At 62.8% G+C, this 24,487-nt stretch carries 23 protein-coding genes; 9 read left to right on the plus strand and 14 right to left on the minus strand.

Going from position 1 to position 24,487, the window contains the following annotated elements; all coding sequences use genetic code 11:
- Nucleotides 1-113 precede the first annotated feature (113 nt).
- The 3 genes from oxyR to IFO71_RS15555 form a co-directional block, all read right to left on the minus strand.
- On the minus strand, nucleotides 114-1,079 hold the full coding sequence (oxyR, locus tag IFO71_RS15545; protein WP_192030577.1) for a DNA-binding transcriptional regulator OxyR: 966 nt from the start codon (nucleotides 1,077-1,079) through the stop codon (nucleotides 114-116).
- A gap of 99 nt (nucleotides 1,080-1,178) precedes the next feature.
- A complete protein-coding gene (locus IFO71_RS15550; protein WP_192030578.1) occupies nucleotides 1,179-1,967 on the minus strand; it encodes a crotonase/enoyl-CoA hydratase family protein in 789 nt (262 codons plus the stop codon).
- Between the two features lie 16 nt (nucleotides 1,968-1,983).
- Nucleotides 1,984-3,780 carry an acyl-CoA dehydrogenase family protein gene (locus IFO71_RS15555; protein ID WP_332309386.1) on the minus strand — a complete coding sequence of 599 codons (1,797 nt, stop codon included), beginning with the start codon at nucleotides 3,778-3,780 and terminating at the stop codon, nucleotides 1,984-1,986.
- Between the two features lie 84 nt (nucleotides 3,781-3,864).
- Between IFO71_RS15555 and IFO71_RS15560 the strand changes: the two genes are divergently transcribed.
- A complete protein-coding gene (locus tag IFO71_RS15560) occupies nucleotides 3,865-4,527 on the plus strand; it encodes a QsdR family transcriptional regulator (RefSeq protein WP_192030579.1) in 663 nt (220 codons plus the stop codon).
- 17 nt (nucleotides 4,528-4,544) lie between these two features.
- Complete coding sequence (locus IFO71_RS15565) at nucleotides 4,545-6,092, plus strand: alpha/beta fold hydrolase (RefSeq protein ID WP_192030580.1); 1,548 nt, start codon at nucleotides 4,545-4,547, stop codon at nucleotides 6,090-6,092.
- Here IFO71_RS15565 and IFO71_RS15570 read toward each other — a convergent pair.
- The gene (locus IFO71_RS15570) at nucleotides 6,046-6,987 is read right to left on the minus strand and encodes an alpha/beta hydrolase (RefSeq protein WP_192030581.1); all 942 of its coding nucleotides are present in this window, start codon (nucleotides 6,985-6,987) and stop codon (nucleotides 6,046-6,048) included. The two genes, IFO71_RS15565 and IFO71_RS15570, sit on opposite strands and share 47 nt — an antisense overlap.
- 1 nt (nucleotide 6,988) lies before the next feature.
- On the opposite strand from IFO71_RS15570, the gene IFO71_RS15575 reads away from it, so the two are divergent.
- Nucleotides 6,989-7,612 carry a Pycsar system effector family protein gene (locus IFO71_RS15575; RefSeq protein WP_192030582.1) on the plus strand — a complete coding sequence of 208 codons (624 nt, stop codon included), beginning with the start codon at nucleotides 6,989-6,991 and terminating at the stop codon, nucleotides 7,610-7,612.
- Nucleotides 7,613-7,618: 6 nt separating this feature from the next.
- On the opposite strand, the gene rapZ is transcribed toward IFO71_RS15575, so the two are convergent.
- The 10 genes from rapZ to IFO71_RS15625 all read right to left on the minus strand — a co-directional run bounded on the left by rapZ (nucleotide 7,619) and on the right by IFO71_RS15625 (nucleotide 15,525).
- Nucleotides 7,619-8,530: an RNase adapter RapZ gene (gene rapZ, locus IFO71_RS15580; RefSeq protein ID WP_192030583.1), complete on the minus strand. Its 912-nt coding sequence runs from the start codon at nucleotides 8,528-8,530 to the stop codon at nucleotides 7,619-7,621.
- Nucleotides 8,531-8,687: 157 nt separating this feature from the next.
- Nucleotides 8,688-9,641 carry an HPr(Ser) kinase/phosphatase gene (hprK, locus tag IFO71_RS15585; RefSeq protein ID WP_192030599.1) on the minus strand — a complete coding sequence of 318 codons (954 nt, stop codon included), beginning with the start codon at nucleotides 9,639-9,641 and terminating at the stop codon, nucleotides 8,688-8,690.
- A gap of 111 nt (nucleotides 9,642-9,752) precedes the next feature.
- Complete coding sequence (locus tag IFO71_RS15590; protein ID WP_192030584.1) at nucleotides 9,753-10,223, minus strand: PTS sugar transporter subunit IIA; 471 nt, start codon at nucleotides 10,221-10,223, stop codon at nucleotides 9,753-9,755.
- 15 nt (nucleotides 10,224-10,238) lie between these two features.
- The gene (gene hpf / locus IFO71_RS15595; RefSeq protein WP_192030585.1) at nucleotides 10,239-10,565 is read right to left on the minus strand and encodes a ribosome hibernation-promoting factor, HPF/YfiA family; all 327 of its coding nucleotides are present in this window, start codon (nucleotides 10,563-10,565) and stop codon (nucleotides 10,239-10,241) included.
- Between the two features lie 135 nt (nucleotides 10,566-10,700).
- Nucleotides 10,701-12,140 carry an RNA polymerase factor sigma-54 gene (locus IFO71_RS15600; RefSeq protein ID WP_192030586.1) on the minus strand — a complete coding sequence of 480 codons (1,440 nt, stop codon included), beginning with the start codon at nucleotides 12,138-12,140 and terminating at the stop codon, nucleotides 10,701-10,703.
- Nucleotides 12,141-12,167: 27 nt separating this feature from the next.
- Nucleotides 12,168-12,887 (minus strand): LPS export ABC transporter ATP-binding protein, encoded by a 720-nt coding sequence (gene lptB / locus IFO71_RS15605; RefSeq protein WP_192030587.1) that lies wholly within the window; start codon nucleotides 12,885-12,887, stop codon nucleotides 12,168-12,170.
- A complete protein-coding gene (gene lptA, locus IFO71_RS15610; RefSeq protein ID WP_192030588.1) occupies nucleotides 12,887-13,378 on the minus strand; it encodes a lipopolysaccharide transport periplasmic protein LptA in 492 nt (163 codons plus the stop codon). The genes lptB and lptA overlap by 1 nt, the downstream gene beginning before the upstream one ends.
- Nucleotides 13,359-13,931: an LPS export ABC transporter periplasmic protein LptC gene (lptC, locus tag IFO71_RS15615; protein WP_192030589.1), complete on the minus strand. Its 573-nt coding sequence runs from the start codon at nucleotides 13,929-13,931 to the stop codon at nucleotides 13,359-13,361. Before lptC ends, lptA begins: the two co-directional genes overlap by 20 nt.
- On the minus strand, nucleotides 13,928-14,488 hold the full coding sequence (locus tag IFO71_RS15620; protein ID WP_192030590.1) for a KdsC family phosphatase: 561 nt from the start codon (nucleotides 14,486-14,488) through the stop codon (nucleotides 13,928-13,930). The genes lptC and IFO71_RS15620 overlap by 4 nt, the downstream gene beginning before the upstream one ends.
- A 14-nt stretch (nucleotides 14,489-14,502) precedes the next feature.
- Nucleotides 14,503-15,525: a KpsF/GutQ family sugar-phosphate isomerase gene (locus IFO71_RS15625; RefSeq protein ID WP_192030591.1), complete on the minus strand. Its 1,023-nt coding sequence runs from the start codon at nucleotides 15,523-15,525 to the stop codon at nucleotides 14,503-14,505.
- Between the two features lie 152 nt (nucleotides 15,526-15,677).
- Here IFO71_RS15625 and IFO71_RS15630 point away from each other — a divergent pair, with 152 nt between their 5' ends.
- The 6 genes from IFO71_RS15630 (at nucleotide 15,678) to IFO71_RS15655 (ending at nucleotide 24,217) form a co-directional block, all read left to right on the plus strand.
- On the plus strand, nucleotides 15,678-15,914 hold the full coding sequence (locus IFO71_RS15630) for a BolA family protein (RefSeq protein WP_192030592.1): 237 nt from the start codon (nucleotides 15,678-15,680) through the stop codon (nucleotides 15,912-15,914).
- On the plus strand, nucleotides 15,914-17,173 hold the full coding sequence (gene murA / locus IFO71_RS15635; protein ID WP_192030593.1) for a UDP-N-acetylglucosamine 1-carboxyvinyltransferase: 1,260 nt from the start codon (nucleotides 15,914-15,916) through the stop codon (nucleotides 17,171-17,173). The genes IFO71_RS15630 and murA overlap by 1 nt, the downstream gene beginning before the upstream one ends.
- Before the next feature lie 86 nt (nucleotides 17,174-17,259).
- Nucleotides 17,260-18,534 carry a S1 family peptidase gene (locus IFO71_RS15640; protein ID WP_192030594.1) on the plus strand — a complete coding sequence of 425 codons (1,275 nt, stop codon included), beginning with the start codon at nucleotides 17,260-17,262 and terminating at the stop codon, nucleotides 18,532-18,534.
- A complete protein-coding gene (locus IFO71_RS15645; protein ID WP_192030595.1) occupies nucleotides 18,531-19,541 on the plus strand; it encodes an FHA domain-containing protein in 1,011 nt (336 codons plus the stop codon). Before IFO71_RS15640 ends, IFO71_RS15645 begins: the two co-directional genes overlap by 4 nt.
- 148 nt (nucleotides 19,542-19,689) lie before the next feature.
- A complete protein-coding gene (locus IFO71_RS15650; protein WP_192030596.1) occupies nucleotides 19,690-20,559 on the plus strand; it encodes an ABC transporter ATP-binding protein in 870 nt (289 codons plus the stop codon).
- A gap of 43 nt (nucleotides 20,560-20,602) precedes the next feature.
- Entirely contained in the window at nucleotides 20,603-24,217 is a 3,615-nt protein-coding gene (locus IFO71_RS15655) for an ABC transporter permease/M1 family aminopeptidase (protein WP_192030597.1), read from the plus strand.
- The last annotated feature ends 270 nt before the right edge of the window (nucleotides 24,218-24,487 follow it).

Consider the following 24,487-nt stretch of genomic DNA (forward strand, 5'->3'; position numbering starts at 1 on the left):
GTGACCTGATCGACGTCAGGTAGAGAACGACGGATCAGCGGTCGCCGATCGCGGTCCGCCGCCGATCGGGCGACGGCGGAGTCGCCGGTCCAGCATCGGCTGCCTTGCCGAGATCAATAGTTCGACGTCGAACGCCCCGCTCGACGCGCACCCTTGACCGGCTTGCCGCATTCGGCGGTGGCACTGAGCAGCTGCTCGGGTAGTTGCCGCAGCACCTCGACCAGCTTGAACAGAAAGGGCTCCAGGGCCGAGCTCTTGCGCCAGACCATGGCGACCTGACGGCTCGGCTTGGCATCATCGAACTGCAGCAGGCGAATGCTGTCCGAGCGCGGTACCGGTGGCTTGATGGCAAGTACGGGCAACAGGGTGATGCCGACATTGGCGGCCACCATCTGCCGCAGCGTTTCCAGGCTGGTGGCGCGAAACCCCGGCTTCTCGCCGGCCCCGGCCAGATGACAGATATCCAGTGCCTGGTCACGCAGGCAATGGCCGTCCTCCAGCAGCAACAGGCTCTCCTCGGCTAGGTCGCGCAATTGCAGATGGCTGCGTTGTGCCAGCCGGTGATGCTCGGGAACGGCGAGCAGGAAGGGTTCTTCGAACAAGGGCTCCACATGCAGCTGATCGGCGTGGATCGGCAGGGCGAGGATCCCTGCGTCGAGCTTGCCCTCGCGCAGCATGCGCAAGATGACTTCGGTCTTTTCTTCCACCAATAGCAGCTCGAGCCTCGGAAAGCGCAGTTTCAGCCGCGGCACCACATGCGGCAGCAGGTAGGGACCGAGGGTGGGAAACAGGCCCAGACGGATGCTGCCCGCTTCAGGGTCAGCCGCCTGGCGGGCGGCTTCGCGCAATTGCTCGACTTCGCTGAGAATCTTGCGCGCGCGCTCGGCGATTTCTTTGCCGGCTTCGGTGAGCATCACGCGACGCGGCGCGCGCTCAATCAGGGCGACACCCAGCTCCAGCTCCAGCTTCTTCAGCTGGGTCGACAGGGTGGGCTGGCTGATATGACAGGCCTCGGCGGCGCGGCCGAAATGCTTGAGATCGGCCAAGGCCACCAGATAACGCAGATCACGAATGTTCATGGCTGGCCTAGGGCAGTGTCCGATAGATCAAGACTATCAGATGCCGTGTTGCCAATTCAGGACGTCTTCGGCTGCACTGAGGGAAAGGCAGCGCAGGCCTCAGCGGCCGCGAAACACGGCCTGACGACGCTGTTCGAACGCCCGCACAGCCTCGCTGGCATCTTCACTGCGCATGACCTTATCGAGGGCCGGAAACAGGGCGGCAATGCCGGCTTCCGGGCCATCGCGACGCGCCAGCCGTGCCAGGCGCAAACTGGCCTGCACCCCCAGCGGCGCTGCCGCCGCGATGCCGCTGGCGATTTCGATCGCCAGCGGCAAGTGCTCGCCGGGTGGGCAAACACGCTGCACCAATCCCCAGCGATGGGCTTCCTCGGCACTGAATTCACGCCCGCTCAGCAGTACGTCCATGGCATTGCCCCAGCCGATTTCCTGAGACAGCCGAACCGTGGCACCGCCACAGGCGAAGAAGCCGCGTCGCACTTCCAACTGGCCGAAGCGACAGTCACTGGCCGCCACTCGCACATCGGCGGCCAACATCAATTCGACCGCTACGGTGTAGGACACGCCGCTGGCCGCCACCACCATCGGCTTCGACAGGCGTCGCTGTTCGTCGAGACCGAACGGCTCGATCGCCTGTTCGGGCAGATCAGGCATTCGACCCTTGGCCAGTTCGGGCGCCCAGGCGGTCAGATCCAGCCCGGCAGTAAAATGCGGCCCGTGGCCAAACAGCACGCCGCACCGCAACTCGGGGTCGCGATCCAGCTCGCCGTAGGCCAGCGCCAGTTCGCGGTAGCTGTCGAGGCCGAAAGCATTGCGCTTGTCGGCGCGATTGAAACCGATCAGCAGCAGATGGCCATGGCGTTCGACGGTCAGCGCAGCATTGGTCATGCATGATCTCCGGTAATCAGAAGCCGTCGACAGGCATGCTGAGTGCGCTGTCATCGGCACTGGCGAGTAGAGCCAGTGCATGCTCGATGCGGGGTAGTTCCACCTGGAAGAAATAGCGCAGCGTGCCGAGTTTGCCGGCGACAAAGCCGGGCTCCTGTTGCCGAGGGCTGCGTTTCAAGGCTAGGGCCTGCCACAGCCACATCCAGCCGATGCAAAGATCGCCGACTGCCTGCAGATAGTGGTGGGCGTTGGCCAAGGTGCTGCGTATCTGGCCGGCAGCCATTGCCTGCAGCAAGGTTGCCGACGTGCGACCGAGTGCCGCTGCGTAGCGCTTCAGAGCCTCGGCATGGGCCCTGAGGTCGTCGAACTCGCTGGCCGTGGCGCAGCACTGCTCGATGCGAGTCAGTAGGGCACGCAGGCCGCGGCCATTGGCCTGTCCGGCTTTGCGGCCGAGCAGGTCGAGGGCCTGGATGCCATTGCTGCCTTCGTGGATCGGGTTGATCCGGTTGTCGCGATAGCACTGCTCGACCGGATATTCGCGGGTGTAGCCGTAGCCGCCCAGGATCTGGATGGCGAGCTCGTTGGCACGCAGGCAATGATCCGAACACCAGGCCTTGATCACCGGTGTCAGCAGATCCAGCAGCTCGGCCTCTTCATCGCGACCTTCGGATGGACCGGCATGTTCAGTACGATCAACCAGCCAGGCCGCGTACAGGCCGAGCGCGAACGAACCTTCCACGGCGGCGCGCTGTGCCAGCAGCATGCGGCGTATGTCAGCATGCTCAATGATGGCCACCGGTGCTGCCGAGGGATCGCGCTGGTCGGCATGGCGGCCCTGTTGGCGTTCGCGCGCGTACTGCAGCGAGTAGCGGTAGCCGACATAGCCTTGCATCACCGCGCCCATGCCAACGCCGATGCGCTCTTCATTCATCATGTGGAACATGTAGGCCAGGCCCTGATGCGGCTCGCCCACCAGTTCGCCGGTGCAGTCGTCGTTCTCGCCGAACTTGAGGAAGGTATTGACGCTACCACGCTGACCCATCTTGTGGTTAAGTCCGGCCAGAACTACGTCATTGCGTTCGGCCGGTCGACCTTCGTCATCGAGCCGAAAGCGTGGCACGATGAACAGGCTGATGCCCTTGACCCCAGGTGGCGCCCCGACGATCTTGGCCAGCACGAGGTGAACGATGTTTTCGCCCAGTTCGTGATCGCCAGCCGAGATCCACATCTTGGCACCACGAATCTTGTAGCGACCATCGCCGATAGGTTCGGCCAGGGTCTTGATATCGCCGAGGGAAGAGCCGGCCTGCGGCTCCGACAGACACATCGTGCCGAAGAAGCGACCTTCAATGATCGGTCGCATGTAACGCGCCTGCTGATCGGCATTGGCATGCGCCTTGAGCAGATTGGCGGCGGCGCGGGCAAGCAACGGGTAGGCCACCGTGCCCGGGTTGGCCGCAGCGAAAATGGCGTCGCAGATCGACGTGGCGAGAAAGGGCATCTGCAGTCCACCGTCGTCGGTGTCGGCGTACATGCCAATGAAGCCGGCATCATTGAATGCCGCGACGGCCGCAGCGATCTCCGGGATCAGCTCGACTTTGCCGTTGACCATCTGCGGTTCCTGCAAGTCGGACTTGCGGTTGTGCGGCAAGTATTGATCCAGCGCCAGCTGATGGGCGGCCTCGATGGTCTGGTTCAGGGTCTCGCGGTCCTGTCCGGCATAGCGCGGCAGGGCCAATAGGGCCTCGATATCAAGCATCTCGTTGAGCAGCAGGTCGAGGTGGCGGCGATCGAGCAGCGGGCTATCGCTCACGGTAGACTCCCATGCGGTAATGCGTCATTTATTCAAAATGACTCACCAGGAGTCAAGTGCCCTGACTGGCTTTACACTTCGCACATGAGTCCAAGTTCCAGAACATCCAAAGACCTCAAGGCAGCGGCGGCGGTCAGCCCGGCAGCCAAACGTGGACGCTCGAAAGCCACCATGCAGGACGCACTCAGCCTCGCTCGATCGAAATGGCTGCAGGGCGACCGGCTCGATATCGGCCAACTGGCGACCGAACTCGGCGTATCCCGGGCCACGCTTTTTCGCTGGGTCGGCAGCCGCGATGCGCTGCTCGCGGAAGTGCTGTGGTCGCTGTTCGAGCCGACCATTCAGATGGCCAAGGCCGAATCGCGCGGCGAGGGCGTGCCGCGGATCGCCGAGGTCTGTGAGCGGGTGGTGCGCGATATCTCGCGATTCGAGCGCTTTCGCCGCTTCGTGGCAGAGGATGGCGAGCTGGCACTACGTGTGTTGACCTCGCGTGCCAGCCCGGTGCAGGGCCGAATCATCGCCACCTTTCGCGAGCTATTGGAATCCGAAGTCAGGCGTGGATGGACGCCGCCCTTGGCAATCGACACCCTGGCCTACTTGCTGACCCGATTGGGCGAGTCGTTTGTCTACGCCACCGCCCTGAGTGGCCAGAAAGTCGATATCGGTGACGCCGGTATTGCCGTGCAGTTGCTGCTTTCCGGACGCTTGCCGCGGGCGCCGCGGGTGCCGCCGGCATCGAAGCTCTAAGCGATCGGAGCGCCGTGATGGGGAAGCGCAATGCAGCCGGCGTGGTGATCGCCGCGGTTCTGGTCCTTTTGCTCTGGGGCGGGGCGTGGCGAACCCCAGGTTCAGGACCGCCGCCACCCCCTGCTGTGCCGGCCTCTGGCTCGTTCGATCCGCTGCTCGATGTCGACTGGCTGGGGGCCGACTGCTGGTTCGAGGAAAGCTGGATCGACCGGCTCAGCTTTGCCCGCAGCAGTTGCGGCTGGCTGTATCCGAGCACGCGCGACAGTCTGGGACAACGCGCTGCGCTGCCGGTAGTGATCCTGCATCAGCAACGCTTTCGCCGTCCCACCTCGCGCGCCACGGTCTACGTGATGGGTGGGCCAGGAGGGAGTAGTTGGTTAAGTAGCGAAGGAATTGTCGGCTGGACCGACTGGTCGCATCGGCTCGGGCTGGACCACGATCTGGTGCTCTACGACCAGCGCGGCACGGGATACAGCCAGCCGCCGCTGGAGTGCCCCGAACTTGAGTCGCTGGGATGGGATCAGCTGGATTCCGATGCCGATCGTGATGCTCTGTGGGCCGAATACGAGCGGGTGATCAAGGGCTGCGCCGAGCAGATTCCGAGCGCGGATCGGGCCGCGGGCCTGTATTCGACCGCCACCAATGCCCGTGACCTGCGTGAGCTGATCGCCAGCCTGAAACGCGATCTGGGCTATCAGCAGATCAGTGTCTATGGCGTTTCCTACGGCACCCGGCTCGCCATGACCGCCCTGGCCGATGCGGCTGTCTCGGTGGACGCTGTGGTGTTGGATTCACTGTACCCGCCGGGACTCGATCTGGTGGCCCCGTTTGCCGACCATTTTGCCGCGGTCATCGACGCTGCCGGTCGGCACTGCATCGAGCAGCAGCGTTGCGCTGGATCGATGCAGTTGCGGGAGCTGCTCGATCGCGTACTGAGGCGACTCGGCGATCATCCGCAGCGATTCACGGTAAATGCGGCGTGGCTGCAGAAACCGGTGACCCTGAGGATCGATGATGCGGTGATGATCACCTTGGTCGAACACGCCATGTATGCCGCCTGGGATCTGGCCGATCTGCACGACATGCTGAGCGGTTCCGCCGAGGGTAATCTCGAGCCCTGGCGCGAGGTGATCGAAGAGTGGCTGTGGGTGAGCATGGACCCCGACTTCGACATGCTCACCCTGCACGCGGTTGAATGTCGCGATAATCCGCCGCTGGACCCGGCTGTCGAAGCGGCTGCCCTGGCGCGGCAGCCGAGTTGGGCCAGTGCGCTCCGCAGCCCAAAGCGAAGTTTTGTGTTGTGTGAGCAGCTCGGTGTGTCGCCAAGACCGCTGACGGCAGCGCAATTCGATATTCCGGTACTGGCCCTGGCGGCCGAGTTCGACCCGCGCACACCGGTTCAACCAGGCGTGGCGGCCCTTGAGTCGTACCCCCATGTTCAGTGGCTGCGGCTGCCGATCACCGGGCACGGTCTGGTCGATGTCGATGAGTGTGCGGCGCAATCGACCGGTCAATTCCTCAATCGCGGCGGGGCGCATCGCGTGGAGCGCTGTGGCGCGCGCTGAGCACCCTGGCTTGCTGCGGCCCAGCCGTTTGTTCGACCGCCAGTGAATCCCGTTGGCGGATGAACTGCAGGATGTCCTGCTGGGTCGGGGCCAGTCCCGGGTAACGCAGCGAAGCGAGGATTCGGATATGACCGACGCCCGGGTACTCGATGTAGCGCACCGGGCTGCCGGCCGCTTCCAGCTTGGCTTTCAGATGTTCGCTATTGAGTGGCCAGACCAATAGGTCGCTGCCGCCGTGCAGCAGCAGGAAGGGCGGCTCGTCACCGTCGGCGAAGTTGACCGGCTGTGAGGCCTGTTGGGCCTGCGGCTCGTCGCCGAAGATGTCGATCAGATCGTCATCGGTCAGCGGCAGGAAATCATACGGTCCGGCCAATCCAATCACCCCGGCGAGGTCGGATGGCTTGAGATCGTGCGCGGCCAGGTAGCGGGCATCGGTGCCGACCAGGGCCACCATATGGGCGCCAGCGGAATGTCCGGCCAGATGGATCTGATTGGGGTCGCCGCCAAATCGGGCGGCATTGGCCTTGGCCCAGGCCGCGATCGCTGCGGCGTCCTCGACAAAGGCGGGAAAACGCACCTCTGGATACAGTCGGTAGTCCGGCACCATGACCAGCAGACCGCGTGCGGCCAGGCGTCGACCAACGAAGGCATAGTCCTCACGGTTGCCATCCTGCCAGCGGCCGCCGTAGAAGAACACCAGCACCGGTGCTGGCGTGTCGGTCGACGCTGGCCGGTAGATGTCCATGCCCAAGGGCAGGCCCTCGATCGGTTGCACCGTGCTCACCTCCTGCGCATCGGCTCTGCCATTCAGCGCCAGGAAATACAGATGCGTGCAGCCGGTGGCGAACAGCACTGCCCAGACCAAGGCAGCGCGTTGCACGAGGCGCCATCCCATCTTGATTCGGAAGCTTGCTAGTCTGTCCATTGACCCTATGTTCGCCGGGGGAGTCATGAGCACTACGCCTTCATCTGCGCCGCAAGATGCGGACGACGTGTCGCCGGCTGCCGCCATTCCTGAGCGGAGCAGCTCGGATCACCTGTTGCGCCTGTTTCAACAACATCACGTTCAACTTTCTACCATGGCCGATACCAAGGCCAGCATGATTATTACCATTTCTTCGATTGTGCTGACCATTGCGCTCGGGCGCCTGCACGACTCCGAGTACCGGATTGCGCTGATCGTGCTGACCATTTTCACCATGCTCGCACTGCTGATGGCCATTATGGCCGTGCTGCCGAAGTTTCGCGGCGTCAAGCGGCTCGATGGGCCGATTCCGCCCGGCTTCAACATGATGTTTTTTGGCCATTTCACCGCGCTGCCACCGGAGCGCTATATCCGCGAGATGGCCGAACGCATGATGCCCGGCAAGGCCTACGAAACCGTGTTGATGGATGTCTATGGGCTGGGCCAGTACCTGGCCCAGCACAAGTACCCGTATCTGCGCTGGGCCTACGTATTCTTCTTGAGCGGTTTCGTGCTGGCCTGCCTGGCCCAGCTCTGGCAGGTGATGTTCACCTGAGGGCGATCACTCGATCTCGCGGTGAAAAGTCAGGGTGTGATCGCGGCCGTTGGTGCGCAGCCGTTCGGCCAGCCGCTCGGCCAGATACACCGAACGGTGCCGGCCACCGCTGCAGCCAAAGGCAATGGTGATGTAACTGCGGGTTTCACTTTCGAACCGCGGCAGCCAGTTTTCAATGAAGTCCGCCACTTGCTGAAAATAGGCTTCGACGGTGGTTTCGCTGGCGAAGAAATCGCGCACCGCTGCATCTCTGCCACTCAAGGGGCGCAAGGTCGGGTTCCAGTGCGGGTTGGGCAGGCAGCGGCCGTCGAAGACGAAGTCGGCATCGGTGGGAACCCCGCGCCGAAAGGCAAACGACTCGATCAGGATCGACAGTCCCTGCTGCAGGCTGAGCTCCAGCTCGGTGATGATCAGGCGCCGCAGCTGATGGACATTGAGATCGCTGCTGTCGATCACCTTGTCGGCGATGGCGGCCAGCGGCTTGAGCAGGCGGCGCTCCAGCGCGATCGCTTCAGCGAGCCGGGTGCCTTCACGGCCGAGCGGGTGCCGACGGCGGGTGTCGGCATAGCGCTTGAGCAGTACTTCGTCGCGACAGTCGAGAAAGATCAGCTGGTGCTGCAGGCCCATCTTGCCGACTTCGGACAGAGCGTGCGGCAGATGGCTGAGATCCTCGGCACGGTTGCGCACGTCGATGCCGACGGCCAATCGGCTCGGCGGATTGCTGCCGCCCAACACGCTGGCGACGAACTCCGGCAACAAGTCGGAGGGCAGATTGTCGACGCAGTAGCAGCCGAGATCTTCCAGGGTGCGCAGCGCGATGCTCTTGCCCGAGCCGGAAAGCCCGGAGACGATGATCAGTGGGGCGCCGCCGAGTTTGGGAGTGTCGTCGTGAGCAGTGGAACTATGCGTTTTGCTCATGGTGGGCACGACCGTGTGTGAGATCGATATCGGTGCGTCCAAGGCGCACCCCATGTCCACGGATAGGGTGCGTCTTGGACGCACCGGCCAGACATGATGCTTCGCTCGACCGCCGAGTCACTCTACCGCAAACCCCGCCAGAATCGAATGCTCCGTTTCACCAGGGACTATGCCGGCGCATCTGGTGCGCCTGACGATCGATAAAGGTTTGCGCGGCATCGATGCCCTTGCCCTTCAGGATATGCGAGCGGACGGCGGCCTCGACCAGCACCGCCAGATTGCGCCCGGCGGCCACCGGTAGGGTGATCTTCGGAACATCCAGTTCCAGCACCCGACGCGAGCCCTGGTCGCCGTAGAGTCGATCGATCGGCTTGGGATTGGTTTGCGGCTCTTGCTGCTCCAGGTGCACGATCAGGCGCAGATACTTGTTTCGCTTGACCGCGGTGTCGCCGAACATTTCCTTGACATTGAGAATGCCAAGGCCGCGCACTTCCAGCAGGTCCTGCAGCAGCTCAGGGCAGGTCCCGTCGATCACGTCCGGTGCAATCTGGGTGAACTCCGGGGCATCGTCGGCCACCAGGCGATGGCCGCGGGTGACCAGTTCCAGTGCCAACTCGCTCTTGCCGGCGCCACTGTCTCCGGTCAACAACACGCCGATCGAATAGACCTCCATGAACACGCCATGCAGGGTGGTGCGACGCGCCAGATTCCGGGCGAGGTGATACTGCAGGTAGGTCTGCAGCTCGTGGCTGCGTCGTGGTGAAACCCAAAGTGGGGTATCGGTTTCGTTGGCGGCATCACGCAGGTCGGGTGGGCAACTCTGGTCGTGAGCCACGATCAGCGCGGTCGGCTTGGCATGGCAGATCTTCGCCAGCACCTCCCAGCGCAACCTGGGCTCCAGTCCGTCGAGGTACTGCAGTTCTTCGGTGCCAATGATCTGCACCTTGTTCGGGTAGATGGTGTTGAGATAGCCAGCTAGCGACGGACGTCGGGCCGAGCTGTCTCCGGGCTCAATGCTGCGGCTTTCGCCGCGCTGGCCGGCGATCCAGCGCAGCTGCAAGCGCTCCTGCAGCTGTTCGAACAGCTGCTTGGAGCTGACCCTGATCTGCAATGCCTCAGTCATGGGTCGTCGCTCTCAGTGCAAGAGTGGTGTTGTGGACGGTGAATCGGATGGCGCGCAGCGATCAGTGTGCATCAGCGGCCCGCTCCGGGTTGGCTTCGGTCAGGCCGCGGCGTGGTGCGCCTGCCAGTCGCTGAGCAGGGCGAACAACTTGCTTGACTCTTCCACCTCGCGCAACTGCTGGGTGAATTCGCCATCGTTGAACATCTCGGCCAGCTGGGAGAGCAGCAGCAGATGTTGATTGGTGAAATGCTCAGGTACGCCAAGAGCAAACAGCAGATCGACCGGCTGACCATCCGGCGCACCGAAATCGAGCGGCTCGCTGAGCCGCACGAAGGCGCCCACCGCCGAGCTCAGCTCAGCGCTACGGCCGTGGGGAATCGCCACGCCACCACCAAGTGCGGTGGAGCCGAGCTTCTCACGCGCGCAAAGGCTGTCGAAGATGGCTCGTTCGGTGGCATTGCCTTGGCCTTCGCCAAGCAGCGTAGCCAGCAGTTCAAGCAGTCGCTTCTTGCTGGTTACGCTGGCCCCGGCCTGTACGCGGCCGGGGGTCAGCAGGTCGATCAGATGCATGAGCGTGAGAGAGAATCAGCCAAAACTGGCATTGCGGGCGGCTGATTCGCCGCGGTGGTGGTCGTGAAGTTTTTCCTTGTACTTCAGCACTTGGCGATCGAGCTTGTCGGCAAGCAGATCAATTGCAGCGTACATATCTTCCGCCACAGAGTCGGCATGCAAGGTGCGGCCGGCCAGATTGATAGTGCCTTCAGCCTTCTGTTCGAGCTTGTCGACCGAGAGAATGACGTGACCGTCGAGCAACTTGTCGGCGTGCCGCTCAAGCTTGGACAGCTTGTTCTGCACGTAGTCGCGCAAGGCCGGGGTAACGTCGATCTGGTGACCGCTGATCTCGATCCGCATGGGGACCTCCTTGGTCTTCATGACACGCCGCAGGAACAACTGACAGGCGCGGCGGCACGCAGCCTGCAGGAATCAGTGTCCGGAGAGTCGGCAGGGCGCCGAGAGCTGAGAGACGCACGGATTCGGGACTTCACTTCAACCTATCCGCTGACGCTCGTTGGAGGCGGGAATATTCATCGCTTCGCGGTATTTTGCCACGGTTCGGCGGGCGACAGTGACACCCATTGCCTTCAATTCTGTGGTCAATTTCGCATCTGACAAGGGTGACCTCGGATCTTCGGCGTCGACCAGCCGGCGGATCATCGCCTGGATCGCCGTGCTCGAGGCGGCGCCGCCGTCGCTGGTCGGCACGCCGGAAGAGAAGAAGTGCTTGAATTCAAAGGTGCCGCGCGGGGTGTGCAGGTACTTTCGAGTGGTCACGCGAGACACGGTGGACTCATGCAGACCCACCTCCTCGGCGACTTCACGCAATACCAGCGGCCTCATGGCTTCCGGCCCACGATCAAGAAATCCGGCCTGATGGCGCACGATGCAGCCGGCCACCTTGAGCAAGGTGTCGGCGCGGGTCTCCAGGCTGCGAATCAACCATTTGGCTTCCTGCAACTGGCCACGCATGTAGTTGGCATCCTGTCTCGATGCCGACGCAATCAGACCTTGGTAGTGACGGTTGATGCCCAGGCGTGGCGTCGAACCGGGCCCCAATCGCACTTCCCAGCGGCCTTGGTGGCGAAAGGCAAAGGCGTCGGGGACCACGTACTCAACCGAAGTTGGCGCCACCTGGGCGCCCGGTCTCGGGTCGAGCGAGCGCAGCAGATCGACTGCCACTGACATGGCTTGCGATTCGACCTTCCAGGACTCGGCCAATCGTTCCGGGCCCAGCTTGGCCAGGGTCTCCAGAGCCTCATGCGCCAGGCGCAGCGCCAATGCCCGGCCATCGGTATCGGTCGGCAGGGCATTCAGTTGCACCTGCAGGCATTCAGCTAGCGTTCGCGAGGCCACTCCGATGGGGTCAAAGTGCTGTAAACGGTGGCGAACGGTTTCGATCTCGGCTTCATTCGCCTTGAACGCAGGCGAGATCGCTTCAATCAATTCGGCCAGTTCGGCGCGCAGATAACCGTCGTCATCGATGGCGTCGATCAGGGTGACCGCGATCTGCCGGTCACGTTCGTTCATCGGGGTGAGATTCAGTTGCCAGAGCAAATGGTCGTGCAGCGTTTCGGTTTCCGGCGAACCCAGTTCGGGCCGCTCGCCATCTTCGCCGCTGCCCGAACCACTGCCGCCGGGCGACAGCTCCCAGTCCGGGGCCAGATCCTCGTACTGCGTCTCGCTGGCTTCGAATTCCTCCGATTCGCTGTGCTCGACCGGCTCAGGTTCGTTCTGACTATCGTCGTTGCGCTCAGCCTCCGCCTCGTAGTCGCTGTCTTCAGGGCGTTCGAGCAGAGGGTTGCTTTCCAGGGCCTGATTGATCTCCAGCTCCAGTTCCATGCTGGACAGCTGCAGCAACCTGATAGCCTGACGCAATTGCGGCGTCAGCGTCAGACTTTGGCCAAGCCGAAGTTGCAGAGTGGGTTTCAAGACAGATTCCGATTCCGAGCCTTTGACCTACATGCGGAACGTTTCACCCAGGTATACCCGACGCACCTCGCTGTTTTCCAGCACCGCGGCAGGGGCCCCCTGGGCCAGCACCCGACCGTCATTGAGAATATAGGCCCGATCGCAGATGCCGAGGGTTTCACGGACATTGTGATCGGTGATCAGTACGCCGATACCGCGCGCTTTCAGATGGCGCACGATTTTCTGGATCTCGCCCACCGAGATTGGATCAACGCCAGCGAAGGGCTCGTCAAGCAGCATCAGGCGCGGCTTCATGGCCAAGGCGCGGGCGATTTCCACTCGCCGCCGCTCGCCGCCGGACAGGCTGGCACCCAGTTGGTCGGCCACATGGGCGACCTGCAACTCATCGAGCAGGTCGGCCAGTTCGGTTTCCCGGCTGCGCCGGTTGAGGTCTTCGCGCAGCTCCAGAATGGCCATGATGTTCTGCGCCACGCTGAGCTTGCGAAAGATCGAAGCCTCCTGCGGCAGATAGCCGACGCCGAGCTTGGCCCTTCGATGCATCGGCAAAGGCAGCAGGTCGGTGCCGTCGAGCAGGATTTCCCCGTCGTCGGCGGCCACCAGGCCGACGATCATGTAGAAGCAGGTCGTCTTGCCGGCGCCGTTTGGCCCCAGCAGGCCGACCACTTCGCCGGCATCCAGGGAAAGGCCAAAATCCTTGACGACTTCGCGCTGCCGGTAGCGCTTGCGCAGACCGCGGGCAACCAGCATTAGTTGGTCGGCGCCTTCTGCTTCGGCTTGATCGTCATCTGGATTCGGCTGCCGGGCGCCCCGCCTTCCATCTGGCCGGTGTCGATCTCATAACGCACACGTTCACCGCGAAGCTCGCCCTCCGGCTGGGTGATGACCACGCTGCCCGTCAGCAGCAGCACATTGCTGGCCAGGTCGTAGTCGATCCTGTTGGCCCGCGCCTGCATCTGGCCGCCGGTGTCCAGATCCTGTCGTACCGTGGCCGGGCTGCCGGTGAGAATGGCCTGCTTGATCTCGCCGGCCTGGCTGATGATTTCGGCGTCGCGCGATTCGATCCGCAGTGAGCCTTGTTCGATTTTCACGCCCTCGCTGAGCAGGGCACGGCCGTTGTCGCTCAGCACGATATCGCCGTGTCCGGCGTCCAGACTCATTTCCTTCTCGCGGTCGCTCTTCAGCGCCATGGCGGGCAGCGGAAGCAGCAGACAGAGCGCACTAGCGAGCAATCGGTTCATAACGTGCAGTTACCTCGGATAGCAGTTCGATACGGCGGCTGGCCAGTTCGGCCTTCAGCCCTTTGCCGCGGAGTATAGAGCCGGGCGCGGTAATGGTGACCCAATCGTCGCTCTCGATCTGGTCGGCCTTGGGTAGAAAGTCGAGCTGCTCGCTGCGCAGGCGGATCGGCACGCGCTCGGCGGTGGTCGGTCCGCGCAGTTCGACCTTCTCCAGCAGGCGCAGGCGGTCGCCGTCGCGGCTGACCCAGGCACGCTCGGCGCGACCGGTCCAGACCTTGCCTTCGCCGTCGGGGGCCCGCATGCGCGGGTCTTCGATGTCCAGGGTGCCGAGCGAGGGGTGGCGGGCCAATCGCGGGCCGCGCATCGAGAAGCTCTCCTTGCCTTGCTCATCGAACACCAGCAATTCGAACTGTTCGATCTGGTAGTCCGAGCGCGGCGGGCCGACCAGAGGGGGCGGCAGCTCGCGCTGATGCAGACTCCAGGCCCACCAGCCGGTGATGATCACCGCCAGCGACAATACCGCGATGAGCCAGGGATGACGCCTGTCGGTCATTGCTGGAAGGCCCGCGTTGCGTCCTGCCAGCGGCCTTGCGCGAGCAGCAGCAGGTCGGCCCATTCGCGCACCGCTCCATATCCGCCGTCGAACTGCGAGCGCCAGTCCAATGCCGAGTTCAGGGCCCAGTGGGCGTCGGCGGGGCCCGCGGCGAAACCGGCCCAGGCCAAGGCCGGCAGGTCGGGTAGATCATCGCCCATGAAGCCGACCTGTTCGGCGCCAAGGCCGCGTTGATCAGCCAGTTCGGCCAGTGCATCGCGCTTCTCGCGACAGCCTTGGATCAGGCCTTTCACGCCGAGCTCGCCGGCCCGGGCTGCGGCAATCTTGCTGCGCCTGGCGGTAATCCAGACCACTTCGATGTCGGCCTGCATCAGCAGTTTGATGCCCAGACCATCCTTGACGTGAAAGGCCTTGTGGCTTTCACCTTCGTCGTCGATGAACAGCTGGCCATTGGTCAAGGTGCCGTCAATGTCAAGGCCGATCAGGCGAATTCGCTGAGCCTTCTCCCTTAACGCGTCGTTTAGCTTTGGTGGCTGGTGTCGGTGCAGGTCGTGCATGCGCTCTCGCCGGCTCAGACAACGCGGGCGCGCAGCAGGTCGTGAATATTCAGTGCCCCGACCACACGCTGCTCGGCATCGACCACGATCAGTGCGTTGATCTGGTGCGATTCCATCAGCTGCGCCGCTTCCACCGCCAGACGGTCGGCGCCGATGGTCTTGGGGTTGCGAGTCATCGCTTCGGTCACGCTGCAATGGCGCATGTCGAGCTGACGGTTGTCCAGTGCCCGGCGCAGATCGCCGTCGGTGAAAATGCCCAGCAGTCGATTGTCCTGGTCGACCACGGCCGTCATGCCCAGCCGTTGCCGGCTCATTTCTACCAGAGCGTCGCTCAGGCTGGCCTCGGCGCTCACCTTGGGTACGGCATCGCCACTGTGCATGATGTCGTTGATGTGCAGCAGCAGACGGCGGCCCAGGCTGCCGGCCGGGTGTGACCGGGCAAAGTCTTCGGCAGTGAAGCCGCGCGCCTCGAGCAGGGCGACGGCCAGCGCATCGCCCATGACCAGGGCGGCGGTGGTGCTGGAGGTCGGTGCCAGCCCCAGCGGACAGGCTTCCTCGGGTACGCTGACATCCAGATGCACGTCGGCATGCCGGGCCAGCGTGGAGTAGGGGCGGCCGGTCATGGCGATCAGTCGATTGCCCTGCCGGCGCAGGGTCGGCATCAGGGTGAGCAGCTCTTCGGTTTCGCCGGAATTGGACAATGCCAGAACCACGTCGGCATCGGTGATCATGCCAAGATCGCCATGGCTGGCTTCGCCTGGGTGCACGTAGAACGCCGGGGTGCCGGTCGAGGCCATGGTGGCGGCGACCTTGCGCGCGATATGGCCGGATTTGCCCATGCCGATGGCGACCACCCGGCCGCGGCAATCCAGGATCAGTCGCGAGGCCGCGGCGAACTCCGGGCCGATTCGCTGGCGCATTGCGCGCAGACCTTCGACTTCGACATCCAGCACACGCTGACCGCTGCGGCTGAGCGCTTCATCAGTCACGGGGGTGCTGGGCTTGGGCGGGGCGACCGGAGACAGCTGGGCATTCATGCAGGGGACTACGCCATAAAACCAGGGGATGAGCGGGACTCACGTTGCAGCAGCCCGCAATCGACTATCATTCGCCCCTCATTCTATCCCAGCCGACCCTGTCCCGACGCCGAGTGCAGCGTGCGGGGCCGGGTCAGGTACTCTTGACCTTCATGAATCCAGAAACTATTCGTCAGATGATCGAGGCCGGTCTGCCCGGCGCAGTGGCTGAAGTCGCGGGCGACGACGGCGTGCATTTCGAAGCGCGGGTGATCTTCACCGGCTTCGCCGGCAAGTTGCCCCTGGCACGGCACCGCATGGTCTACGCCACCCTTGGCGACAAGATGGGTGGCGAGATCCATGCGCTGTCATTGAAGACCCAAACGCCCGACGAGGCAGGAGCACGCTGATGGCCAGCATCGTGATTACCGGCGGCGAGCCGTTGAACGGCGAGGTATGGATCTCAGGCGCCAAGAACGCGGTGCTGCCGATTCTCGCCGCCAGCCTGCTGGCCGACGGACCGATGGAAATCGGCAACGTGCCGCATTTGCACGATGTCACCACCACCATGGAATTGCTCGGACAAATGGGGGTGGAGCTGATTGTCGATGACAAGATGCGCATTCATGCCGATTCACGACCGGCCAACCGGCATTACGCGCCGTACGACCTGGTCAAGACCATGCGTGCGTCGATCCTGGTGCTGGGGCCGATGGTGGCGCGTTTCGGCGAGGCTGTGGTCAGCCTGCCCGGCGGTTGCGCCATCGGTTCGCGTCCGGTCGATCAGCATATTCGCGGTCTGCAGGCGCTTGGCGCTGATATCTCGGTGGAAAACGGTTACATCCACGCCAAGGCCAAGCGATTGAAGGGCACCCGCATCGTGATGGATCTGGTGACCGTTACCGGCACCGAGAACATCATGATGGCCGCGGCTCTGGCGCACGGCACCACTGTGATTGAAAACGCCGCGCAGGAGCCCGAGGTGGTCGATCTGGCCAACTGCCTCAATGCGATGGGTGCCAAGATTGAAGGCGCCGGCAGCAATACGCTGGTGATTGAGGGCGTTGAGCGCCTCAACGGCGGTCGCTATGACGTGCTGCCCGATCGGATCGAGACGGGCACCTTCCTGGTGGCCGGGGCGATGACCGGTGGTCGCGTCCTGGCCAAGCGCGCGCGGCCCTCCACCCTCGATGCGGTGCTGGTCAAGCTCGAAGAGGCAGGTGCCCACATCAACAGTGGCGATGACTTCATTGAGGTCGACATGCGCGGCAATCGGCCGAAGGCGGTGAACATCACCACCGCGCCTTACCCGGCGTTTCCGACCGATATGCAGGCCCAGTTCACCGCCCTCAATGCCGTTGCCGAGGGCGTCGGCGTGATCACCGAGACGGTGTTCGAGAACCGCTTCATGCATGTGCAGGAGTTGAAGCGGCTGGGCGCCGATATTCGCGTCGAAGGCAAGTCAGCAATCATTCGCGGTGTGCCGCGGATGACGGCGGCGCCGGTCATGGCGACCGATCTGCGCGCCTCTGCCAGTCTGGTGCTGGCCGGCCTGGTGGCTGAAGGCGAGACCCAGGTCGATCGCATCTACCACATCGATCGTGGCTACGAATGTATCGAAGAGAAGCTGGGTGTGCTGGGCGCCAAGATTCGGCGTCTGCCATCCTGAGCACCCAGTTTCGCCTGATGGCCGGGGCATGGCGCCGCTCTGGTGCTGTGCTCGGGGTGCTGCTTGGGCTGTTGACGCCATGCGCGATGGCTCAGATCTTGCCGACGGTGTCGGCCGGGTCGGGTGCCGAACGGGTATTTGCCGCGGCCAAGCCGGCCCTGGTGCAGATCCGTACCCTGGTGCGCGAAGGCGGGCGGCAAAGCAGCATCGGGTCGGGCTTTCTGGTCAGTGCCGATGGCCTGGCGATTACCAACTATCACGTGGTGTCGCAATTCGCCCTGGAGCCGCAGAGCTATCTGCTCGAGTATCTGAACGCCAACGGCGAGCAGGGTGAGCTCAGCCTGCTGGCGATCGATATTGCGGCCGATCTTGCCGTGGTGAAACTCGCTGTTGAGGACGCTGCTCCGCGGTATCTGGAGTTCGATCCAGCGGCCTTGCGCGGTGAAGTGGCCAAGGGCGAGCGCCTGTACTCGATCGGCAACCCGCTCGATCTTGGCTTCACCATCGTGGAAGGTGTGCACAACGGCCTGGTCGAGAAGAGTTATGTCGAACGCGTGCACTTCTCTGGCGCGATCAACCCAGGCATGAGCGGTGGCCCGGCGCTGACTGAGTCGGGCCGGGTGGCCGGTATCAACGTAGCCAAGCTGTTGTCGGGTGAGCTGGTCAGCTTTCTGGTGCCGGCCCGCTACGCCGAGAAATTGCTGACCGAGGCTCAGGGCAAGGCTGAATTGTCCCTGCCGCAAGTGCGGGCCGAGATTTCGAATCAGTTGCTGGCCTGGCAGGAGCGTCTCTATCAGCAACTGCTGGCCGATCAATCGCCACGTTCGGTGCAGTTTGGCGACTACCGGGTTGAAGAAAGCGAGTTGCCCTGGTTCAGCTGCTGGGCCAGCACCAATAGTGACGAGCGACCGAAGCCGAAAGTGCGTGTTCAGAGCAATCGCTGCACCATGCAGAATGGCGTGTTTGTGGCCGGCGATCTGGACACCGGTCTGGTCGAAACCAGCTACGCCTATGCCCGCACCAGCGAGCTGAATGACTGGCAGTTCGCACAGTTCCTGAGCCGCATCTACTCGCCCGGTAATCAGCGCTACTACGATGGCGAGCGGCTCACTGCAACCCAGTGTCACGACAGTTTCGTGCGCGGCGAACAGCCCGGGCAGCCACCGCTGCGGGCGCTGATCTGCGCCCAGGCCTACAAGGAGTTCGAGCAGCTGTACGAAGTCGAAGTGGCCGCCGTCACCCAGGATCAGAACCATCAGGCCCTGGTGGCCAAACTGAGTATGCGCGGAGTCAGCTATCCCAATGCGATGGCTGCGGCGCAGCGCTTTCTGCACGGCATCCGCTGGGCCGAGCAGCCATGAATACCGAGCAAAGTGTGGGCAATCGCTTGGTCATCATCGAGCGCTTCGCTCGCGGCGGTGAGGTGGCCGAGCGACAACGCCATACGGTCGGCCAACATGATCAACTGCGCATCGGTCGCGGCTACGATGTCGATCTGCAACTCGACGACGCCTATGTAGCTCCGCTGCATCTGCACGTTAAGCGCGATGAGCAGGGGCGGCTATGGCTGGAGGATGCCGGTAGCCGCAACGGGCTGAGCGATGCCCGCGGTCGCCGCTTGCAGGGGGCGCAGGAAGTGCGTGGCAGCCTGGAAGTGCAGATCGGGCACACCCGGCTGCGCATTCACGACGGTGCACCGGTGGTGGGGCCGGAGCGGGCAATGGATTTGCGTCGGGTCAGCGCCTGGTCGGCATTCGGCCTGCTGCTGCTGGCGGTGGCCCTGGGCGCGCTGGGCGACTGGCTGAAGGTCACTGGAGAGCCGCCGTATCCGCCGTATCAGGCTCTGGCCGTGGGCAGCCTGATGGCGCTGATCCTGACCCTGGGCTGGAGCTTTGGCTGGAGCCTCGCCACCCGCTTGTTTACCCATGAGCTGCGATTCGCGCGTCATCTGTCGATCGCTGCTCTGGGCAGTGCGATTGCCGGTGTGCTGCTACTGCTGGTCAACCAGTTGGCCTATTCATTCGATTTCGAGCTGCTGCACCGCATCGCCTTTATTGGCTACTGGGCGCTGTTCGCCTGGGTCTGCTGGCGCCATCTGCGCGCGGTCAGCCCGGCACATCTGAAGATCAAGGCCGCCGCCGTTGTCAGCCTGGCCGCTGCCGCTGTGCTGGTGCAGGGTATCGATGACTGGTGGCAGCAGCCCGAACGCATCGCTCCACCGCGCTACCTGGGCCAACTCGCCCCAGCCAGTTCACGTGTGGTGGAAAACCAGACCATCGCCGAGTTTCTGCACCACGCGCAGGGCATGCAAGCCGATCTCGATCGGCTGCGCCAGCAAGCGGAAAACGAGCAACAGGCTGATCACTGATCCGCTGCGGCGCGAATCCGGCGCATCTGCCCTGCAGGCAGTCGGCGCGGCGACGCATGGAATGGCAAAGTGTGACTAGCCCTTAAGGCCTATGCCGGTGGCCGCGACTAGGAGTATGGTGCGCGGCTAGTCAGACCCGAGACCGATCATGCTGCACATCCGTGAACTCTCCAAAACCTACGCCAACGGCGTAAAGGCCCTGCACCAGATCAATCTGGATATCCCCACCGGCATGTTTGGCCTGCTCGGGCCCAACGGTGCCGGCAAGTCAACCTTGATGCGCACGATTGCAACGCTGCAGGATCCAGACAGCGGCAGCATCACCCTCGATGGCCTGGATGTGCTGAACAACAAGCACGAAGCGCGCAAGCAGCTCGGTTATCTGCCGCAGGATTTTGGCGTCTACCCAAAGGAGAGTGCGCGCGACATGCTGGAGCATTTCGCCGTGCTGAAAGGCGTGCTGGCCACCGGCGAGCGGCGCGATCTGGTCGAGGCACTGCTCAAGCAGGTGAATCTGTGGGAGGTGCGCAATCAGAAGCTGGGCGGCTTCTCAGGCGGCATGCGTCAGCGTTTTGGCATTGCCCAGGCGCTGATCGGTCAGCCCAAGCTGATCATCGTCGACGAACCCACCGCCGGCCTCGATCCGGAAGAGCGCAACCGCTTCCTCAACCTGCTGGCTGAGATCGGCGAGAGCGTGGTGGTCATTCTGTCGACCCACATCGTCGAAGACGTCACCGACCTGTGTCCGCGCATGGCGATCATCTGCAAGGGCGAAGTGCGTCTGCACGGCGAGCCCCGCGAGTCGATTCGTTCGCTGGAAGGCAAGGTCTGGAAGCGCACCGTGGCGAAGGCTGAGCTGGCGGACATGGGCAAGACCATGACCCTGCTGTCGACTCGTCTGGTCGGCGGGCAGACGGTGGTGCACGTGCTCTCGGACGCCAATCCCGGTGCTGGTTTCGAAGCGATTCCGCCGGATCTCGAAGATGTGTATTTCGGCCAGCTGCGCGCAGCTGCCTGAGGCGCGTCGCGCCTGATGCACGCCCATACTTCGGGGAAACTCAATGCTTAAACATATCTTTGCCTTCGAGCTGCGGCAGCAGTTCGGCAACCCAGTGTTCTGGATTGTGGCCGTGGTGTTCGGTCTGCTTGCCTTCGGCGCCAGTTCTTCCGACGCCGTGGAAGCCGGCGGCGCGATCGGCAACGTGCTGCGCAATGCGCCGGTGGTGGTGATCAATCAGCTGAATGTGTTCTCTGTATTCGGCATGTTGCTGGTGGTGATCTTTGTCGCGGGTGCCGCGCTGCGCGACTTCGACACCCGCAGCGCCGAGCTGTTCTTTTCCTCGCCGGTGAAACGGCGTGACTATCTGCTTGGCCGTTTCCTGGGTGGCTACAGCAGCACCGTCGGCATCATGCTGGCAGTGGCCTTTGGTCTGTTTGTCGGCACCGGCATGCCCTGGGTGGATGTCGAGCGGCTGGGGCCGACGCCGATCGCTGCCTACGCCTGGGCCTTCGGCGTATTGGTGCTGCCGAACCTGCTGTTCATCTCGGCCTTGCTGTTCACGGTGGCGGTGCTGACGCGCTCGACCTTGATGACCTATGTCGGGGTAATCGCCTTCTTTGCGCTCAGCATCGCTGGCGGCACCCTGACGGCCGATCTCGATACGCGCTGGATCGCCGCCATGCTCGATCCGTTTGGTCAGCAGGCAATCGATGATGTGGTGCGCTATTGGTCCGCCGAGCAACGCAACACGCAATTGCCCGAGCTCGGCGGCGTACTGATCGCCAATCGTCTGATCTGGATCGGCATCAGTCTGCTACTGTTGGCGGCGACCGCACGCTGGTTCCGCACCGATCGCGAGGGGCTGACCTGGCGACGCAAGCGCGCCGGTACAGGCGCCGCACCTGCGTCAGCCGCCGCCGCTTCGGTGGTGATTCCGCGGGTGACCCTGCGCAGTGATTTCGCCGCGCAATGGCAGCAGTTTCTGCATCAGGCCTGGTTCGACACCAAGGGCGTGCTGAAGGGGGTGCCGCTGCTGGCCATGCTGCTGATTGGCCTGTTCTTCCTGATCATCAACTTGGTGTTTGGTGATCAGCTGTTCGGCACCACGATCTACCCGACCACCGGGCGCATGACCGATCTCATCCTCGGCTCATTTGGTCTGTTCATGCTGATCATCGTCGGCTTCTATGCTGGTGAGCTGGTGTTTCGCGAGCGCCAGCAGCGAATCGCCGAAGTCACCGACGCGTTCGCCAACTCCGACTGGGTACCGTTGGCAGCCAAGGCGGTGGCCTTGACCGTGGTGGTCTACCTGTTCTACTCCGTCGGCATCCTGGTTGGTATTGGTAATCAGATTGCGCGTGGTTACTACGAGTTCGAGCTGACCCTGTATCTGCAGCGGATGGGGATCGACACCCTGTCGTTCATTCTCACTGGCATTCTGGCGCTGTTCCTGCATGTGCTCAGCAATAACAAGGCGATCGGCTATCTGCTGACCCTGCTGTATATCGCCGGCCGCACCGCCCTGAACCTGCTCGACTACAGCAACAACCTGTATCGCCCAATGGGCGCGCCACCACTGCCGTACTCGGATATGAACGGCTTTGGACACTTCCTGGTTGGCCACCTGTGGTTTCGCGCCTACTGGGGCGCTCTTGTGGCCATCCTGTTCTTCGCCGGGCTGTTGCTCTGGGTGCGCGGCAATCGTGCCAGCCTGACAGAGCGCCTGCGTGAGGCGCGGCGCCGTTTGCGCCCGGCCGTTGCATTCGGCCTGACCGCATCGGTGCTTGCTTTCCTGGCCATTGGTAGTTTTGCCTACTACAACACCATGGTGTTGGCGAAGCAGACCGGGATCAATGCCTATGTGCCCGATGATGTGGCTGAAGATCGCCTGGCCGACTATGAAAAGCAGTATGCGCAGTACAAGTCGCTGGTTCAGCCGAAGATCCGCGCCATCACCACTCAGGTCGATATCGAGCCGAAACCGCGCCGGGTGCGCATCGTGGGCGAGTATCAGCTGGAAAATGACAGCGATCAGCCGATCGATCTGCTGCATGTGGAAATCGCCGGCGGCCAGCGTGTCGATGCGCTGGCCATCGGCGAGCAGAACCTGCTGGATCCGGCCGAGCAGCCGGTGCTGCGCGATGAGACTCAGGGCCTGACACAGTACCGATTGGCGCAGCCGCTGCAACCGGGCGATAAGCGCTTGTTCGTCTTTGATCTGGTGTTTGAGCCGCAAGGCTTTGGCAACGACGCGGGGCCGACCCAGGTCGTGCACAACGGTAGCTTCTTCAACAGCGGCGCCTTGCCCTCCTTTGGCTACAACGCGCAGCGCCAGCTCACTGATCGCAGTGCTCGCCGCAAGCGTGGCCTGGGCGAGCCTGAGCGCATGCCGAAGATCGATGACGAGTCAGCACGGCAGCAGATGGTGCTGGGCAACAATGCCGACTGGATCGCGTTCGAGACCACGGTGTCGACCGATCCTGATCAGATTGCCCTGGCGCCGGGCTATCTGCAGCGTGAGTGGGAAGAGAATGGTCGACGCTACTTCCACTACAAGATGGACGTACCGATGGTGAACTTTGCCGCCTGGCTGTCGGCCGACTGGGCGGTGAAGAAGGACAAATGGAATGATGTGGCTCTCGAGGTGTACTACCACCCGGCGCATCACTGGAATGTCGATCGGATGATCGAAGCCAGCAAGAAGAGCTTTGACTACTTCACGCGTGAATTCACTCCGTTTCAGTTCCGCCAGCTGCGCATACTGGAGTTCCCGCGTTACGCAAACTTCGCTCAGAGTTTCGCCAATACGGTGCCATTCTCTGAAGGCATAGGCTTTATCGCCGATCTGCGTGACAAGGAGGACATCGACTACGTGTTCTACGTCACCGCCCACGAAATTGCTCATCAATGGTGGGGTCACCAGGTGGTCGGTGCGAACCAGCAAGGCTCGACCATGCTGATCGAGTCGCTGTCGCAGTATTCGGCCTTGATGGTGATGGAGAAGGAGTACGGCAAGCAGCAGATGCGTCGATTCCTCAAGTACGAGCTGGATCGTTACCTGCGCGACCGGGCCGGGGAGTTGGTGGAAGAGCTGCCTTTGGCCCTGGTCGAGAACCAGCAGTACATCCACTACCGCAAGGGCTCGATGGTGTTTTATGCGCTGAAAGAAGCGGTGGGCGAGCAGGCCTTGAATGCTGTGCTGCGGCGCTACCTGCAGGACAACCAGTTCCAGTCGGCGCCATACACCAATTCGCGCGAGTTTCTGCGCTATCTGCGCGAGGGTACCGATGCCAAGTTCCACCCGCTGATCGAAGAGCTGTTCGAGAAGATCGTGTTCTACGACAACCGGGTGGTGAAGGCCGAGGCCAAGAAGCGCGACGACGGCAAGTACGTGGTCAGTCTGGAACTGAAGTCAGCCAAGTTCGAAGCTGACGGCAAGGGCAAAGAATCCCCCCTGGCACTTGGCAATGAGATCGAGATCGGTGTGTTCGCCCGGCCGGACAGTGGCAAGGAGCAAGATGAAAAGGTGCTGTACCTGCAAAAGCACCGGATCGACAGCGAGCAAACCACATTGGAGATCGTCGTCGACGAACAGCCCTACGACGCCGGCATCGATCCCTATAACAAGCTGATCGATCGGGTATCGGATGACAACCGGAAGAAGGTCAGTCTGTAGTGATCCGGCGGCTTGAAGTTCAGTAGATGTAGGGTGGGCCGGTGGCCCACCGTTGGCGCCACGATGGTGGGCCTCAGGCCCACCTACAAGTTCATTGCCCTTGCAGGAGTGATCGCAAGAAAGTGCGCCCCTGCTCGGCGCACTTAGCCCGGATATTTCATGAGGTCGCGCCGAAAGATCCGGCGATTCCAAGCGGGGCGAGAGTTTCGACCGATGGTGTTGAGATAACAGAGTGTTCGCGATCTTTCGGCGCTGGCACGGCCCTCATTC

Source organism: Pseudomarimonas arenosa, assembly GCF_014841215.1.
Classification (GTDB): Bacteria; Pseudomonadota; Gammaproteobacteria; order Xanthomonadales; family Xanthomonadaceae; genus Pseudomarimonas; species Pseudomarimonas arenosa.